Annotated in this window: 17 protein-coding genes; 12 read left to right on the top strand and 5 right to left on the bottom strand. The window is 67.0% G+C overall.

Going from position 1 to position 16,470, the window contains the following annotated elements; translation table 11 throughout:
- Positions 1-32 precede the first annotated feature (32 nt).
- Together ABZW16_RS06320 and ABZW16_RS06315 are read left to right on the top strand one after the other, a co-directional pair.
- Complete coding sequence (locus ABZW16_RS06320) at positions 33-1,250, top strand: hypothetical protein (RefSeq protein WP_354952807.1); 1,218 nt, start codon at positions 33-35, stop codon at positions 1,248-1,250.
- Positions 1,251-1,254: 4 nt separating this feature from the next.
- The gene (locus ABZW16_RS06315; protein ID WP_354952805.1) at positions 1,255-2,796 is read left to right on the top strand and encodes a serine/threonine-protein kinase; all 1,542 of its coding nucleotides are present in this window, start codon (positions 1,255-1,257) and stop codon (positions 2,794-2,796) included.
- A 329-nt stretch (positions 2,797-3,125) separates the two neighbouring features.
- Here ABZW16_RS06315 and ABZW16_RS06310 read toward each other — a convergent pair whose 3' ends face one another.
- A complete protein-coding gene (locus ABZW16_RS06310) occupies positions 3,126-4,556 on the bottom strand; it encodes an amidase (protein ID WP_354952803.1) in 1,431 nt (476 codons plus the stop codon).
- A 163-nt stretch (positions 4,557-4,719) separates the two neighbouring features.
- Here ABZW16_RS06310 and ABZW16_RS06305 point away from each other — a divergent pair, with 163 nt between their 5' ends.
- Together ABZW16_RS06305 and ABZW16_RS06300 are read left to right on the top strand one after the other, a co-directional pair.
- Positions 4,720-5,586, top strand: coding sequence for an alpha/beta hydrolase (locus tag ABZW16_RS06305; RefSeq protein WP_354952801.1), 867 nt, complete (start codon positions 4,720-4,722; stop codon positions 5,584-5,586).
- Complete coding sequence (locus ABZW16_RS06300) at positions 5,573-6,172, top strand: TetR/AcrR family transcriptional regulator (RefSeq protein WP_354952799.1); 600 nt, start codon at positions 5,573-5,575, stop codon at positions 6,170-6,172. The genes ABZW16_RS06305 and ABZW16_RS06300 overlap by 14 nt, the downstream gene beginning before the upstream one ends.
- A gap of 206 nt (positions 6,173-6,378) precedes the next feature.
- Here ABZW16_RS06300 and ABZW16_RS06295 read toward each other — a convergent pair whose 3' ends face one another.
- The 3 genes from ABZW16_RS06295 to ABZW16_RS06285 form a co-directional block, all read right to left on the bottom strand.
- The gene (locus tag ABZW16_RS06295) at positions 6,379-7,155 is read right to left on the bottom strand and encodes a M15 family metallopeptidase (RefSeq protein ID WP_354952797.1); all 777 of its coding nucleotides are present in this window, start codon (positions 7,153-7,155) and stop codon (positions 6,379-6,381) included.
- A gap of 21 nt (positions 7,156-7,176) precedes the next feature.
- Complete coding sequence (locus ABZW16_RS06290; RefSeq protein ID WP_354952795.1) at positions 7,177-7,662, bottom strand: HIT family protein; 486 nt, start codon at positions 7,660-7,662, stop codon at positions 7,177-7,179.
- Positions 7,663-7,768: 106 nt separating this feature from the next.
- Positions 7,769-7,939 carry an antitoxin MazE-like protein gene (locus tag ABZW16_RS06285; protein WP_354952793.1) on the bottom strand — a complete coding sequence of 57 codons (171 nt, stop codon included), beginning with the start codon at positions 7,937-7,939 and terminating at the stop codon, positions 7,769-7,771.
- A gap of 106 nt (positions 7,940-8,045) precedes the next feature.
- Between ABZW16_RS06285 and recO the strand changes: the two genes are divergently transcribed.
- From recO to ABZW16_RS06250, 7 genes are all read left to right on the top strand, one after another.
- On the top strand, positions 8,046-8,831 hold the full coding sequence (gene recO, locus ABZW16_RS06280) for a DNA repair protein RecO (protein ID WP_354952791.1): 786 nt from the start codon (positions 8,046-8,048) through the stop codon (positions 8,829-8,831).
- A gap of 43 nt (positions 8,832-8,874) precedes the next feature.
- Complete coding sequence (locus ABZW16_RS06275) at positions 8,875-9,699, top strand: isoprenyl transferase (protein WP_354952789.1); 825 nt, start codon at positions 8,875-8,877, stop codon at positions 9,697-9,699.
- A 13-nt stretch (positions 9,700-9,712) separates the two neighbouring features.
- The gene (locus ABZW16_RS06270; RefSeq protein ID WP_354952787.1) at positions 9,713-10,141 is read left to right on the top strand and encodes a hypothetical protein; all 429 of its coding nucleotides are present in this window, start codon (positions 9,713-9,715) and stop codon (positions 10,139-10,141) included.
- A gap of 91 nt (positions 10,142-10,232) precedes the next feature.
- Positions 10,233-11,195: an ABC transporter ATP-binding protein gene (locus ABZW16_RS06265; RefSeq protein WP_354952785.1), complete on the top strand. Its 963-nt coding sequence runs from the start codon at positions 10,233-10,235 to the stop codon at positions 11,193-11,195.
- A 1-nt stretch (position 11,196) separates the two neighbouring features.
- Positions 11,197-11,976, top strand: a complete 780-nt coding sequence (locus ABZW16_RS06260; protein ID WP_354952783.1) for an ABC transporter permease — start codon at positions 11,197-11,199, stop codon at positions 11,974-11,976.
- 321 nt (positions 11,977-12,297) lie between these two features.
- The gene (locus tag ABZW16_RS06255; protein WP_354952780.1) at positions 12,298-13,662 is read left to right on the top strand and encodes a sensor histidine kinase; all 1,365 of its coding nucleotides are present in this window, start codon (positions 12,298-12,300) and stop codon (positions 13,660-13,662) included.
- A gap of 24 nt (positions 13,663-13,686) precedes the next feature.
- Positions 13,687-14,292, top strand: coding sequence for a response regulator transcription factor (locus ABZW16_RS06250; RefSeq protein WP_354952778.1), 606 nt, complete (start codon positions 13,687-13,689; stop codon positions 14,290-14,292).
- Between the two features lie 374 nt (positions 14,293-14,666).
- On the opposite strand, the gene ABZW16_RS06245 is transcribed toward ABZW16_RS06250, so the two are convergent.
- Positions 14,667-15,347 carry a TetR/AcrR family transcriptional regulator gene (locus ABZW16_RS06245; protein WP_354952776.1) on the bottom strand — a complete coding sequence of 227 codons (681 nt, stop codon included), beginning with the start codon at positions 15,345-15,347 and terminating at the stop codon, positions 14,667-14,669.
- 102 nt (positions 15,348-15,449) lie between these two features.
- On the opposite strand from ABZW16_RS06245, the gene ABZW16_RS06240 reads away from it, so the two are divergent.
- Positions 15,450-16,427 (top strand): hypothetical protein, encoded by a 978-nt coding sequence (locus tag ABZW16_RS06240; protein WP_354952774.1) that lies wholly within the window; start codon positions 15,450-15,452, stop codon positions 16,425-16,427.
- Positions 16,428-16,470 lie beyond the last annotated feature (43 nt).

Genomic DNA, 16,470 nt, shown 5'->3' with positions numbered 1-16,470 from the left:
CGAGAATGAACCGCGCCGACCGGACTCGTTCGGTGGCTGCCACGGCGGTAGCGGTCTTGGTGCTGGTCTTGACGGCGGGTTGTGCGCTCCAGGGGCATCCGGTACCGGCGAACCCGAATCCGAAGGCACTCGATGTCGGCCTGAACAGCATCGAACCCCTCGAGGTGCCGCCCAACGACAACGAAAGCTATGGGCGGACACTGGAATCGGTCCGGATGGCGGAGGCGATCATCGATCCGGTCGAGGCCGACGCGTCCCTGAAATTCACATTCGAGACCGGCGGCGCAATGCCGCTACCGACGCCCGCGAAGGCGACCCGAGTGCTCGCGAAATCGGTGCGCCCGGTGCTCGAACGGTACGGGATGCTGGCCGGTTTCATGGTCGGCGGCGCGGACAAGGAACAGATCGGTCCACCCGTCATCGGTCGGTCCCGATTGCTGACTGTTGTGCTGCTTCGCTTCCCCGATGCGGCCGCGGCTCGGCAGGCCGCTCGGGAGATGGACGCGACCGATGCCGCGGCGAGTCCCGACAATGTGTCCGTTGCCATCCCGGATCAGCCGTCGGCGTCCGCGCATTGGCGTCCGAACGTGCCGACACTGGCCGCGACGACGGCGCACGAATCCTTCGTGATCAGTGTGCTCGTCGGGCATACGAGTCCGGATCTCGCCGTGCTCACCACAGTGGCGCGCCAGGCTTTCGAAGCGCAATCGACCCGGTTGCGCGACTATTCGGCCACACCGCGGGACCGGCTCGCCGCGCTGCCACTCGACAGCGACGGCATGCTGGCCAGGTTGATCGCCGAAGTACCTGGGCGCTGGCCCTTTCCGACGGTGGCGATGACCGACTATGAGCAGAATGCGGGCTGGCAGGTCGCCGCCACCGTGACCGGGATCGTCTACGGCCTGCGTGGTGCCTACCTGTACGGCTCGCGCCAGCGTCCGAGCTCGATCGAGCTCACCGCCGTCAACGGCTGGAATGAGCTCGAACGCTATCCGGATGCGGTTGCCGCCCGCCGGGCATTCTCGGATCCCGCGCGGGGACAGGAGCCGGAACTGCGTGTCGCGCCTACGCCGGAGGCAGTGCCCGACGTCCGCTGCTTCGAGCAGCTCGACGTTCCCCCGCAGATCCCGCTCCGATTCACCTGCAGCCTCATGCACGGCCGCTACATAGCGCTGATTCGCGGCCGCGATCTGGAGAGCACCCATCAGCGGGTCGCGGCGCAGCTCGGTCTGCTGTTGAACAGCGAGTAGGGATATGGCTGGAAGGTTCGTTCCGGGGACGGTTTTCGCCGGGTATGTGATCGAGCGGATGCTCGGCAGTGGCGGGATGGGTTCGGTGTATGTGGCAAAACATCCGCGGCTGCCGCGCCACGATGCGCTGAAGGTGCTCTCGGATGAGCACGGTGCGGACGCGGAGTTTCGCGCGCGGTTCATTCGCGAGGCCGAACTCGCTGCCCGGCTGGACCATCCGAATGTCGTGGCCGTGCACGACCGCGGCGTGCAGGACGGCCGTCTCTGGATCGCGGTGCAGTTCGTCGACGGTATCGACGCCGCGCAGCTCATCCGCCGCGGCCCCGCGGAGTTGACATCCGAACGGGCGCTGCACATTATCGATGCCGCCGCGCGCGGTCTCGACGAGGCGCATCGGGTCGGGATGCTGCACCGCGACGTCAAACCGGCGAATATCCTATTGCAGCCCCGGCCAGGTCAGCCGGATCGCGTGTACGTTACCGATTTCGGAATAGCAAGGGCCACAATCGAAACCACGGCGCTGACCGAAGCGGGGGCCGTCCTGGCTACGCTCGCCTATGCCGCGCCGGAGCAGCTGATGGCGGGCCAGATCGATCACCGGGCCGATGTCTACGCGCTGGGCTGCACACTGTACGAACTGCTGACCGGACAGAAGCCCTTTCCCCGGACTACCGCCGTCGCGGTGATGCAGGCGCATATCCAGGATCGGCCCCCACGTGCCTCCGTAGCGAATCCGGCACTGCCGCGGGCTATCGATGACGTGATCGCACAGGCGATGGCGAAGAACCCGCAAGATCGCCATCACTCCTGTGGTGCGCTCGCGCTTGCGGCGGCGGCCGCTTTCGGTCGTCGGGGGGATGTGGCCGCGCTCGATCCGTGGCCGCGAACGAAGCAGCGGTCCCGTCGCCGCATCGCGCTGGCTGTCGGTATCGCGGCATCGGTCGTCGCGCTCGGCGTCGCGAGTGCGCTTGCACTGAACAGGAATTCGAGTGACGTTCGGTCGACCGGTGCCACGGCGGGGTCGAGTACGGTGGTCTCGCCAACCAGTGCCACGATGCCACCGGCAACTACGGTTGCCGCTGGCGCCGCATCGTGGGGCGGTCATAACTACATGGTGCGGGTGCTGCCCGAGCTGCTGCCCAAGACCCCGGCGGACAGCGGCTATCAGGGGATGCGATGTGTCGCGGTGGACGCGGACAAGCGGCCGATCGATGTAAACCAGGCGGTGGGTACGACAACCTACCTGTCTTGCAACGGTGACCGCAATCCGCTGGAACTGCTTATCGTTGCGTGCAATGCCAATCGAACCCCGAGCAAGATAGAGCCCTACACCGATGCGGCAGTCGCTGGGGAAGAGCAATGGGAGCGTCCATCCGGCCGGGGTAGGGTGATCTGGCAGGACGTCACCGGTCCGGCCGGTGGACCGGCGGGTGCGGTACAGGTCGAATTCGCCGACGCCGGACGCAGCAACTGTCAGCTGCGGGTATTCGGTGGCGAATCCGGCCGAGACCTCCTCGAACGCTGGTGGCGAAACGCCCCGGTCTAGCGGCGAAAGTTCTTGTGCCGTCCAACTATTCGACCAAGGGGGAGGGACGTCATACCGGTTCGGAGGATATCGGCAAACTCCTGGAGTTGCTGTGAATGCGCGGCACCGACTATCTCGGAGTCACCGGGACGCTGTGCTTCTCGCGAGGTCGAGTGGCCGACGACTCCACTATCGGCATCCTCGTCGCCACCGGCCTGGGGAAGTCCGGCCAGCCGCAGCAGTGCTTGCTGCTGTATCCGCAGGGCGTCGGCAACGGCCGGGGTCCGGACTGGTGCGCGGCGGGCACCACGAGCGTCACCGAGGTCTGGCCCCCCGCCCGAACGCCGAACTCACCACCAGGGTTCGGGGCGGTGGCGATCCCAGCGGAGTTCCGATTCCAGTTGTGCCGCAACGGAAACCAATAGTGGCTCAGAGTTCGCCGTCCCCATCAGCTGTGCGCCGACCGGGAGCCCGGCGTCGGTGAAGCCCGCGGGGACATTGACGGCGGGCCAGCCGAGCACATTCCAGGGCCAGGTGTAGGGGCAGGCGGCGGTGATCAGGTCGTTGGTGGCATTGACGCCGATGCCATCGATCTCCTCGGCGCGCGGCGGGGGAGTCGCGGTGGTCGGCGCGAGCACCAGATCGTAGTCGCGGAAGAACCCGCCGATTCGCTTGTGCAGCAACGGTTCCGCCTGGCGCGCCGCGAACAGTGCCGGTCCGCTGAGGGCCCGGCCGAACCAGACGTTGGCGGTCGTGCGCGGATCGACCTGCGCGCCGGGCATTTTGTCGTAGATGGCCCGGATGCCCGCCATCGAGCGCGGCAGGAATGATGCACCGAGCATGATGCCGTAGTGCAGATCGGCCACGGTCACCGAATGTCCGAGGCGGCGCAGCGTGGCGGCGATGTGCTGGACCGCGACCTCGACCTCCGGATGCAGCGCGGTCTTGGTGGCGGTGAACGGAATTCGCAGCGACAATGCGATGCGCAGTCGCCCCGGATCACGGCCGACGGCAGCGGAGACGGTGAGCGGTTCGGGGGTGTGCAGATCGCCCGCATGCGGTCCGGCCGCGGTGTCCAGCAGCAGTGCCGCATCGGCGACGGTGCGAGCCAGCGGTCCGTTCACGGTGAGACCGTGAAAGGCCTCGGCCTCCGGCCAGGTGGAAATGCGGCCGCGCTGCGGTTTGATGCCGACGAGATTGGTCCACGCGGTCGGAATGCGCACCGAGCCCGCGCCATCGGAACCCAGTGCGGCGGGCACCAATCCGGCCGCGACGGCGGCCGCGGAGCCGCCGGACGAACCGCCGGGGGTGTGTGCGGCGCCCCACGGATTGCGGGTGTGTCCGAAGGCGGGGCCGCTGGTGAACGGCAGCTGACCGAGTTCGCAGGTATTGGTCTTGCCGACGATCACCGCACCGGCCGCGCGCAGCCGCCGCACCGATTCGGCGTCTTCGGTTTTCGGCGGCAGGTCGCCACCGCAGCCGAATGCCGTTGGCGCACCGGCGATATCGGTGTCGTCCTTGATCGCGATCGGCACGCCGAGCAGGGGGAGTCGTTCGCCAGCGGCCAACCGCTCGTCGGCCGCGGCCGCCTCGGCCAGTGCCTGCTCGCGCCGGACGACGCGGAAGGCGTTCAGGGTCGGCTGGCTGGCCTCGATCCGGTCCAGCGCGGCGCCGGCCGCGGCCACGGAGCTGATCGTGCCCTGCGCGAGTGCCGCGGCGAGGTCGGCGAGTCCCAGTTCGGTGGTCGCGGCCGGGCGCAGGGTGGGGTCGGACACCGTCATGTGAGCTCCGTCTTCCTTTGTTCGTTCGTTGCACGGTAGCGCGGAGCTGGTCAACCGTCCACATCGGCTCGCAAATCTCCACCCCAGGTAGGAGGCCGGACTATGGACATACATACGGTATGTATGTAACAGTGGATGCGCACTGCGAACACATGGAGGAACCATGGGAATCAGTACGTCACTCGGCCGCACGCACGAGGTAGATCTACCCGGCGGCCGCATCCGGTATCACGACACGGGCGAGGGTGCGCCGGTTGTCTTCGTCCACGGCCTGCTCGTCAATTCCGACCTCTGGCGCAAGGTCGTCCCCACCATCGCGGCGGCGGGTTATCGCTGCCTCAGTCCGGACTTGCCGCTCGGTTCACACGAAATCCCGGTCCCCGCAGCGGATCTCACGCCTACCGGGGTCGCCGATCTGATCGCCGACTTCCTGGAGCGACTGGACCTCACCGACGTCACTGTGGTCGCCAATGACACCGGTGGCGCGATCACCCAGGTGTTGCTGACCCGTCGTCCGGAACGAATCGGCCGCGTCGTGCTGAGTTCGTGCGACGCCTACGAGGCATTCTTCCCGCCTGCCTTCGCGGCGCTGCCCGTGCTGGCGCGGGTTCCCGGCTCGCTGCGCCCGCTGACCGAATTGATGCGCATCCGTGCGCTGCACCGTCTGCCGATCGCCTTCGGTTGGGTGACCAAGCGCCCGGTCCCGCCGGAGATCGTCGACTCCTACTTGCTGCCGAGCCGGAAGTCGGCGGCGATCCGCAAGGATCTGCGCCGGTTCCTGAAGAGCGTGCATCGTCGCTACACGCTCGATGCCGCGACCCGATTCCCATCGGTGCGGATTCCGGTGCTGATCGCCTGGGCGCGCGAGGACAAGATCTTCCCGGTGAAGTTCGCCGAGCGCCTGGCTGCCGAACTGCCGAATGCCACCCTGAAATTCATCGACGACTCCTACACGTTCATCTCCGAAGACCAGCCCGAGTTGCTCTCCGAAACGATCCTGGAGTTCACTCGGCTGCATGCAACGCCGTAGTCAGGAGGATCGCTCCCGCGCCACCCGAGCCGCGCTCGAGCAGGCCGGTCGCCGGTTGTTCGCCGAGCGCGGATTCGCGGCGACCTCGGCCGAGGAACTCGTCACCGAGGCGGGAGTCACCCGCGGCGCGCTGCACCACCACTACGGCGATAAGCGCGGTCTGTTCCTTGCGGTGCTCGAAAAAATCGAGATCGAGAGCACCACGGAAATCGAAAATGCCATCGGCGCAGTGAATCCCGATGACATTCTCACCTCGATGGCCATCGGCCTCGGCGTCTTCCTGGAGATCTGTCAGCGTCCCGAGATGATTCGAATAACCCTGTACGACGGTCCCGCCGTGCTCGGCTGGCAGGCCTTTCGCGAGTTCGAGGCGCGCCACGGGCTGGGACTGGTCATTGCCGAACTGGAACGGGCCCGCGATGCCGGGCTGATCGCCGACGCGCCGATCCCGGTACTGGCCCAGCTGATCTTCAGCGCGGTCACCGAGGCGGGGCTGATCGTCGCGCACGCCACCGACAAGGACGCGGCCAGAGCCCAGGCGCAGCAGTCGCTGATGCTGCTCATCGGCGGCATCCTCCGCACCTGACGTGTGCGCGCTTGCGAGGCCGTCGCCCTACTGCCTCGCCCAGCTAGCTCCTCCCGTATTGCCCCCTGGGTCCAGGGGCGGTCGAAGGTAGTCGAATGGTGGTCGCCCAGGCCGTATTCGACGCCCTATGACTACGCTCGGCGAGCAGTCTTTGCGCGTAGGTTGTGCACCTTGTGTGGGGAGGGCAATGGATGTGCGGGGTTGGGTTATTGGATGGGGAAGTCGAAGTATGTGTTCGGGAAGGGCTCGTTTTTCAGGGTGAAGTGCCACCACTCTTCGGCGAGGTTTTTGAAACCGTGCTCGTCCATGAGGTTCACCAGCAGCTCCCGCAGGGCCCGTTGGGTGCCGCTCGGTGCTGGGTTGGCTGTGTGGGCGAGTGGATCGAAGCAGTCGTAGCCTGTACCCAGGTCGAGGCTGTTGTCCCGGAATCGCTGGTCGGCGGGCAGTGTGCAGGCGCGCAGTGGATCGCCGCTGTGGTACTGCTCCTGATCCGGCGCCGGTAGTGCGACGATCGTGAGATCCAAGGTGCTGCCGCGACTGTGCCCGGACTTCTCCGCGATATACCCGTCCCGGAACAGATTCGCCTTCTCCACCGTCGGATAGAACTCCGCCCGCATCGTGGTGTCGCCGAGATCCTTTGCCCAACTGACGAATTGATCCACCGCGCGCTGCGGTCTGTAGCAATCGTAGGTCTTCAGCCCAAGCCCCATCGGCCGGAGTTCCCGCTGCACGTCGGCGAGCGCCGTGGCCGCCTCCTTGGTCAACAGACACTTCGGCGCTTCGTATCCGTTGATCCGCCCGCCGATGAAGTTGTGCTCCCCGAAATACCGTGCATCGACAACGATCGTCGGATCGATCTCGGCCACCGATACGAACGCCGACTCGTCGGCCTTGGGCGAACTCGGTTTCGTGTTCCCACAAGCCGCTACCCCGAAGGCGGCGACCCCGGCCAAAACCACTGAGCAGAACCGAATTCCGCGCATCCGAAGATCATAGCCGCGGCGCTACCTTCCCGAACCGAGTTCCGCCCGCAACCGCCCGCCCAACTGCGCCGCCTCGGCAGCCGACCATGGGATCACCCCGTTCTCGGCCATCAGCGCATGGAACTGTTGCCGCTCGTATGGCGTGCCGGGAGTGAGTGGCTGGACATGCCAGTGCACATGGGCATTGCCCTGCTGGCTGCCCAGTGAGAGCAGGTCGGTGCGTTCGCACGGGACAACGGCCTCGACAGCGCGCGCGACCCGATGAACCGCCGCCTGCAATTGCAGGTACGCGTCCTGTTCGAAGTCCCGGATCACATGCTCGATGTGCACCTTCGGAGCCACCAGAACGTGCCCGTACATCGTCGGGTATCTCCCGAGGAACGCGATGTGCGTGCCGTCATCGAAGATGACCTCATGCTCCGAACCGGGCGCACCCGCGACCAGGTCGCAGATGAAGCAGCCCCCTGATCGCACTCGCTCCGTATACCCGGCCAAATCGAATGGCAACCGGTCTCCGTGCACGGTTCCTCCCCAGGTAGTTCAGTCCGCGATGCCGAGGAATACGACGAGGTATAGCCGCTGCCGGTGGCGATGGTCCAGAACTCACCTCGCTTCACTCGTCATCCAGTGAGTAGCTGATGGCGTCCACGAATGCCTGGTCCCCAGCTGCGTGCAGGTTGTCGGCGAGCACCACGGATTGCCGGTGTGCTTCGGCCAGGAACTGCGGAGCCCCCTGCTCTCGTATTCGGTCACGGTGAGCCTGCACACGATCCTGAGCGGCCATGCGCTACATGTTTCGCGTGCGGCGGGGACATGTCACGCGCTTGCGAGTCGGCGCTGCTCGGCCTTGCCTGGAGGTGGGCGTCGCCCATTCGTGAAAGGATGACGGTGTGCGTTTGTATCGGGATGAGGCGGTCGTGGTTCGCCAGCACAAGCTGGGTGAGGCGGATCGCATTGTCACGTTGCTGACGCGCCAGCACGGGTTGGTGCGGGCGGTGGCCAAGGGGGTGCGGCGGACGAAGTCGCGGTTCGGGGCGCGGCTGGAGCCGTTCGCCTATGTGGATGTGCAGCTGCACCCCGGGCGCAATCTCGACACGATCACCCAGGTGCACACCATGGAGGCGTTCGCCGCCGATATCGTCGACGACTACGGGCGCTACACCACGGCCTGCGCGGTGCTGGAGACCGCGGAACGACTGGCCGGTGAGGAGCGCGCACCCGCACCGAAGCTGCATACGCTGACCGCGAGCGCGCTGCGGGCAATCGCCGCAAAACAACGTCCGCACGAATTGATCCTCGACGCATACCTGTTGCGCGCCATGGGTTTTGCGGGTTGGGCCCCCGCGCTGGACGAATGCGCACGCTGTGCCACACCCGGCCCGCACCGCGCGTTCCACGTCGCCGCCGGTGGCGCTGTTTGCGTGCATTGCCGCCCGCCCGGCTCCGCCACCCCGGCCCCCGGCGTCCTCGATCTGCTGATCGCCCTGCTGAAAGGCGATTGGGAGTACGTCGAGCAGGTCCCCGAGCAGGTCCGCAGACAGGCCAGCGGCTTGGTCGCGGCACATCTGCAGTGGCATCTCGAGCGTCAGCTGCGCACCCTGCCGCTGATCGAGCGGTCGCACCCGACCGATGGCCAGACCGTTTTGGCGTCCTCGACCGCAGGACAAGCTGGCTGACCTGCACACAAGTTCTCCACAACAATCAGGCAGGATAGGTGCCGTGATCCTCCGTCGAGACTCCGCCGCGCCGACCAGTTCGACCCGTGCACGGTCGGGTGCCGAACGCGCCGTCCGTCCGCCGTCGCCGCACCCGTCGGGGGCGACGCCGCCGGAACTGCCGCCGGAGTTGGTGCCCAGGCACGTGGCGCTGGTGATGGACGGCAATGGGCGCTGGGCGCAGGAGCGCGGGTTGCCGCGCACCGCGGGCCACGAACGCGGCGAGGCGGTTTTGATGGACACCGTCGAGGGCTGTATCGAGATCGGTGTGAAGTGGCTCTCGGCCTACGCCTTCTCCACCGAGAACTGGCGGCGCAGCCCGGACGAGGTGCGCTTCCTCATGGGGTTCAACCGGGATGTCATCCGCCGCCGCCGCGACGAGATGAACGAGATGGGTGTGCGGGTGCGCTGGGCGGGGCGGCGACCGCGGTTGTGGCGCAGCGTCATCAACGAACTGGAGATCGCGCAGGAGCTGACCAAGGACAACACGGTGATGACCCTCACCATGTGCGTCAACTATGGCGGTCGCGCCGAAATCGCCGATGCCGCAAGGGAAATCGCGCGTCGCGTGGCGGCGGGTGAGATCGATCCGGAGAAGGTGAACGAGGCGGTGGTCGCCAAGTACCTGGACGAGCCGGATATGCCGGACGTCGATCTGTTCCTGCGCCCCTCCGGCGAATTCCGCAGTTCGAACTTCCTCATCTGGCAGTCCGCCTACGCCGAATACGTCTACCAGGACACGCTGTTTCCCGATTTCGACAGGCGCAACCTGTGGGAGGCCTGTCTCCAGTACGCTTCGCGTGACCGTCGCTTCGGGGGGACCAAGTGAACGGCGGCAGCAGATGAACGGCGGCACCGATATGGACGCAACAGTGACCCCCGAACAGGAGCTACAGGCCAGGGCGGGTGCCTGTCTGTCGCTCTACGACGTCGCCGTGCGGGTCGACGCCGATGGTTCGCTCGGTTTCGAATACGAGGGCGCACTGTGCTCGCTGCGCGCGGTGACCTTGGCGCCCGGCCTGGACGTGCTGACGCTGACCTGCGTACTGGCCTGGGACCGCCCGCTCAAGCCGCAGCTGCACAAGCGGGTCGCCGAGCGCAATGGCGCGATCCAGTTCGGCTCGATCACGCTGATCAGTCGGGGCAGCCAGGCCGATGTCATCCTGCGCTACACCTTCCCGGCCGCGGGTCTGGACGATCAGGCGCTGGCCACCATGCTGCTGCTGGTGCTCTCCGGCGCGGGTAAGGCCAGGCAGGGCCTGCTGCCCTGAGCCGGGCCGGGTCGACGCCATGACAGATGTCATGGGAGGTTCGTGACACTCGTGCGAGGTGTCGGACCGCTGATTGCGTGACCGTTGAGTCATGACATCGGCACTGACATCCACGGCCATCTTCGCCGCGGCGGGGGGCTCGGGCAGGCACCGGGCGTCGTCCGCGATCGAACTGCGCGATCTACACAAGAGCTTTCGGCTCCCGGGCGGCGGCGAGGTGCACGCCGTCGATGGACTCGACCTGGCGGTCGCGCCGGGGGAGATCGTCGCCTTCCTCGGACCCAATGGCGCGGGTAAGACCACCACCATCGATATGCTGCTCGGCCTGGCGGCACCGGACTCCGGCAGTGTGCACGTTTTCGGCGGGACACCGGCCGAAGCCCTTGCGGCAGGCAGGATTTCGGCGGTCCTGCAGTCGGGCGGGCTATTGCCCGATCTGACCGTGGCCGAGACGGTGCAGCTGGTGGGCACACTGCACGCGTATCCGCGCTCGGTCGAGGAAGTGCTGGCTCGCGCGGGGATCACCGATATCGGTGCTCGTCTGGTCGGCAAGTGTTCGGGCGGGCAGCGGCAGCGGCTGCGATTCGCGCTGGCTCTGCTGCCGAATCCGGATCTCATCGTCCTCGACGAACCGACCACCGGCATGGATGTCGAGGGGCGGCGAGAGTTCTGGAATGCCATGCGCGAGGACTCCGACCGCGGCCGGACCGTGCTGTTCGCCACTCACTACCTCGACGAGGCCGATGCCTATGCCGACCGGATCGTGCTGGTGCGCGCGGGCCGGGTGGTCGCCGATGGCAGCGCCGCCGAGATCAAGAACCTGGCCGCGGGGCGTGCGGTGAGCGCCACTTTGCCCGGCGCGGATCCGGCTCGGCTCTCGGCGATTCCCGGCGTCGACGAGGTCGAGCTGCGCGGCGACCGAATCATCCTGCACACCAAGGACTCCGATGCTGTCGCCCGCCATCTGCTGACCGAGACCCCGGCAGTCGATCTCGAAATCACCTCGCACAATCTCGAATCGGCATTCCTGGCGCTCACCACGGGAGACAACTGATATGACCACTCTTGTCCCACAAGCGGTCTCGACGCGCGTTCCGCTCGGCGGTTTCAGCCTCGGCTTCCTGCGGCTGGAATTGCATCGCATGCTGCGCAACCGGCGCACCATGATGTTCACACTGATCATGCCGCCGCTGTTCTTCGTCATCTTCGGACTGCAATCCGATTACCGGACACAGTCTTTCGGCTCGGGCAATGTCACCGGCTACGTCATGGTGTCGATGGCGGTGTATGGCGCGATGCTGGCGACCACGAGCGGCGGCGCCATGGTTGCGATCGAACGCGCGCAGGGCTGGAGTCGCCAATTGCGGCTCACCCCACTGCGTCCAGTCGCCTATATCGCCACCAAGGTTGCCGTCGCGATGGTGCTCGGCCTGGTCTCGGTCGCCGCGGTCTTCGTCGTCGGCGGTATCTTCGGCGCGCACCTGACGGCCGCGGCCTGGGTGAGCTGCTTCCTGCTCGCCTGGATCTGCTCGCTGGTCTTTGCCGCCTTCGGCCTGTTCGTCGGCTACCTGCTGCCCTCGGAGAATGTCATGCAGCTGCTCGGTCCGGTCCTTGCGGGCCTGTCCTTCGCGGGCGGTCTGTTCATGCCGCTGCACGGCTGGTTCGAGACGGTCTCCAAGATCTTCCCGACCAATGGCGTCGCCACCCTGGCGCGGATGCCCTTCGGCGATACCAGCGCCGCATCGATCGCCCTGGCGATCCTCAATGTCATCGCCTGGGCCACGGTCTTCATTGGCGGGGCCGCCATCCTGTTCCGCCGTGATACTGCCCGCTGAGTTGTCCCGCGCATCCGGCCGCCCACCTACCAGGGTGCGCGGCCGGGCGGCATGGTGTGATGTTGCTGTTCGAGGTCGCAGGACCGAGGGAGGCCGCCCGATGCGGGGTGGCGATGCCGCGTGCGGTGGCCGTGCGATATGGCATGACCGTGTGCTGACCGAAGTGTTCGCCGCACGATATGGCGATGCGGACGCGGACTACCCAGCTATCAGCAGCCGCTGTGGTCGGGGGTGCCGCGTCGTCGGGTGTGGTGGTCGGGGGTGCCGCGTCGTCGGGTGTGGTGGTCGGGGGTGCCGCGTCGTCGGGTGTGGTGGTCAGGGATGCCGCATTCGTCGGGCGCGGCGGCGGGCAAGGACGCCCCATCATCAGGCATGGGCGGGCAAGGACGCCCCGCCAGGCGCGATAGCGGCGGCATCGGCGAGTTCGGTAGCGTCGGTGCTCGTGATCAGCCATTCCGCGTGCGACCGGTATCGGAGTTTCGCGTGCGTGGGGGCGCGGCGATGGGGGTGAAGTCCGCGCTCGGTGCGCTGCGGGGCGGGGCGGCGTCCGAACTGCTGGACCGGGTGGTGCAGGACGGGGGAGATGCGGTGGAGGGGAAGCCGCGCGGGTGGCTCGGCGGATTCATATCGGTGTCGTGGCTGTTTTATATGGTCGGGCCGATTATCCAGAGTTGGGTGAGCGGGGACCGGTTGACCGCGGTTCTGGCGACCGCGGCACTGCTGGCCTATGCGGCATTGATCGTCGGATCCTTCATCGTTTTCCGGCGGCCCAGTCACAGCGACCCGCTGGTGGACCGTCCGCTCGACCGGCGCATGTGGCCGACGCTCGCGGCCATGGCATCGTGCACCGCGGCGCTGATCGCGCTGCTCGGCCCGGTTGCCCTGCCGACCTCGATCTTTGTCGGCGTGATCGCCGTCTTCCATATGCCGCCGCGCGAATCGGGATATGTGTCGTTCGCGGTCATGCTCGCGATGCTGCTTGTGCCGGTAGCGCTGCCGAGCCTGTCCGGTGTGCCGTTCTATGTATCGTTCGTGCCCGTCGTGGTCTGGGTGGCCAGGCAGCTCGGGGTGCGCGGTGAGCGATTGGCCGAGCTGACTCGACGCCAGCGGGCCGAGCTCGCGATCGTCGAGGAACGCAATCGCGTCGCGCGCGACGTGCACGACATCCTCGGCCATTCGCTGACCGTCATCACGGTGAAAACCGAACTCGCGCAACGCCTCATCGATGTGGATCTGACGCGGGCCAAGGCCGAGATGGCCGATGTGGAGCGGTTGGCGCGGGAGGCGCTGGCGGGGGTGCGCGACACCGTCGGTGGTCTGCGCGAGGTATCGCTGCGCGGTGAATTGGCCAATGCGCGAACGGCATTGACGGCCGCCGGTATCGATGCGGCACTTCCGGATATCGCGCAACTGCCCGATATCCGCGATAGTGAATTGTTCGGCTGGGTACTGCGCGAGGCGGTGACAAATGTGATCCGGCACAGCGCTGCCCGGCACTGCACGGTCATCGTGACCGGTACGAGCATCGACGTGGTCGACGACGGTCGCGGGATCGGCAAACCCGAGTCCGGATCGGGGCTGTCCGGCCTGCGCGAACGGGTGCGGGCCGCCGGGGGAACATTGACGCTGTCCTCGCCTGAAGGAGGTGGAGTTCGTGTGCGTGCCACGGTGCCCGCTGTCGAGTGATCCGGAAATCGGCCGGGGGCGTGCATGATCCGACTGCTGCTCGCCGACGATCAGGCGCTGGTCCGCGGCGCCCTCGCCGCGCTGCTCGGCCTCGAAACCGATCTGGAGGTGGTCGCCGAGGTCGGTCGCGGTGACGAGGTCCTCGCCGCCGTGGCCCGCACGACACCCGATGTGGCGCTGCTGGATGTGGAAATGCCGGGCCTGGACGGTATCGCGGTCGCGGCGCAACTGCATGCCGCCCATCCGGAGCTGCGCATTCTGATGGTCACGACCTTCGGCCGTCCCGGCTATCTGCGGCGCGCAATCGACGCTGGCGCGAGCGGATTCGTCGTCAAGGACACTCCGGCCCGCGAACTCGCGGATGCGGTGCGCCGAGTCCACATGGGCTTGCGTGTTGTCGATCCCGCACTCGCCACCGAAACCTTGACCGTCGGCACCTCGCGGCTGACCGCCCGCGAACGCGAAGTCCTCGCCGCCGCGGCCGATGGTGCGACCGCGGGCTCGATCGCCAAACAGCTGCACCTCTCGGAAGGCACTGTCCGCAACCACCTTTCGTCCGCCATCGGCAAAACCGGAACCACCACCCGCGCCGAAGCCGTACGCGCCGCCGAACGCCTCGGCTGGCTCTGAGCCCTCGCCCGGGTACTCCTCGCGGGGCAGCAGCCGATTGCGCTACCGCATAACCAGCGCCTACCTCGCAAGTCACCAATTGTGCGAGGTAGCGACTGGATATGCGGAATCGCATCCGAACTCGACGAGTAGGTCGCCTTGGGCTCGGGCGCGCCATCCGGCAGCAAACGCACGAAAGGGCCGGTACCGATGGCCGTGCCGACGCACTGGCGACTCTGATCCGTTCCGCCGCCTGACTGGGATCGCCGAAGTTCGCGTTGGGGACCGGCAGGCCAGCCGGTACGAAGACGAGCGAGCCCGGCGAATTCCACCGACGACCGCACAAGACGGGCAGCGGCGGCGGCTGGATGCGACTCCTGCCGCCGCTGGTCTCGCTAGGGCTGATGCGCCAGCGGATCCGAGCCCCGCGTCGAACGGCTGGAGCGCACATCTGACAGCGCGTCGGTCGAGTGGGCGGCGGGCTGGTCGAAGGGCAGTAGGATCGCCACGCCACGTGCCAGGGTTTCCGGTTCGAGGTCGCCGATGATCAAGTGCTGGAGCATGAATCCCGGCAGCAGGCCGATCAACACGGTTGCCACCGCGTGTGTATCGGCATCGGCTGGCAGCCAGCCGACATCGCGCATCCGCTCGGCGTACTCGTGCCAGAGATCGCGCATGGCGAGAACCGCCGCTTTGACGTAGTCCGACGCATCGGGACGCACCAGAGCCAATGCCCAGGCCTGCGGTGCCAGCCGGACCCTACCCTCCGGACCGCTCTGCGAGACGATGTATTCCGCGATCAGGCTGACGAACTGCGCCGGTGTCGGCGGCGGGTCGGTGCGGATCGCCTCGGTCATCCTCGCCCGCAGTTCGACGGTGGTCTCGGTGGCCAGCGCCGCGATGATGTCGTCCTTGCTCTTGAAATAGCGGTAGACCGCCCCGGCCGAGAGCCCCGATTCACTGAAGATGTCCTGCATCGAGGTCTCGTAGAAGCCTTTGCGGGCGAAGCAGAGCTGGGCGGCGTCGAGGATCTGCTGTCTGCGGCGTTCCAGGTGTTCTTCGCTGACTCGAGGCATGTCCCAAAAATAAAACGAATGCTCGTTCTTGACAAGTCCAACGGGGCGTGCGACGGTATCCACATCGAAAGAGAACGATCATTCGATTTTCGGGAGAACGTCATGAATACCACCCAGCGGGCGCTCGCCGTGGGCGTCGGCGCGGCCCTGCTCCAGGCCTTGATGCTGATCGCCTTCGCCTGGCCGGCGGCCCATATCGCGCCGCGCGATCTGCCCATTGCCGTTAGCGGCCCGCAGTCCGCGATGGTCGCCGACAAACTGGCCCAGCACGATCCCGACGCCTTCGATATCACCAATCCGGCCGATGAAGCGGCGGCTCGCGACGCCATCGAGAACCGCGACGTCTACGGCGCCATCATCACCGGCGGCGGCGCGCCGCGCGTCCTGGTTGCCTCCGGTGCGAGTCCCGTTGTGGCGCAACAACTCACCGCGATCGCCCAGCAGCTGTCCGGTGCCCCGGCCGCGGCGGTGGAGGATGTGGTCGCCGCCGATCCCGACGATCCGCGCGGTACCGCCTTCGGGGCGATGGTATTACCGCTGGTCATGTCCGGTATCGCGGCCGGTGTGCTGCTCAGCCTGTTGATTCCGACGGTCGGTGGTAAGGCGATCGGCCTGGTCACCTTTGGTATCGCGGGCGGACTGCTGAGTATCGTGATCATCCAGACCTGGATGTCGGTGGTGCCCGGTCCCTACCTGACGCTGGCCGCGGTCGCCGGTCTGGTGTCGTTCGCGGTCTCCGGCGCGGTCGTCGGGCTCGCCACCGCGGTCGGCCGCGCGGGCATCGGCATCGCCGCGCTGGTCATGCTCCTGGTCGGCAACCCGTTCTCGGCCGCCACCTCGGCCCCGGAACTGCTCCCGCAGCCGTGGGGCGCCGTCGGTCAGCTGCTGCCTCCCGGCGCCGCTGCCTCGCTGCTGCGCTCGGTCGCCTTCTTCGACGGTGCTGCCGCCACCAAACCTCTTGTGGTTCTGATCATCTGGGCCGTCGCCGCGATCGCCCTGCTCGGCGTCGGCGCACTACGTGGCCGCCGTCAACCGGCCGATCCAGCGCCGGTGCCGTCCGGCGAAACGGTCGCCGTCTGACCGAACCGCGCCTCGAAATCGACCGCAGGCCACCGCTACCGGG

The sequence above is a fragment of the Nocardia sp. NPDC004604 genome, assembly GCF_040609795.1.
GTDB lineage: Bacteria > Actinomycetota > Actinomycetes > Mycobacteriales > Mycobacteriaceae > Nocardia.
The sequence above is the reverse complement of the archived record's forward strand: the minus strand, read 5'-3'. Positions and strand labels throughout refer to the sequence as shown.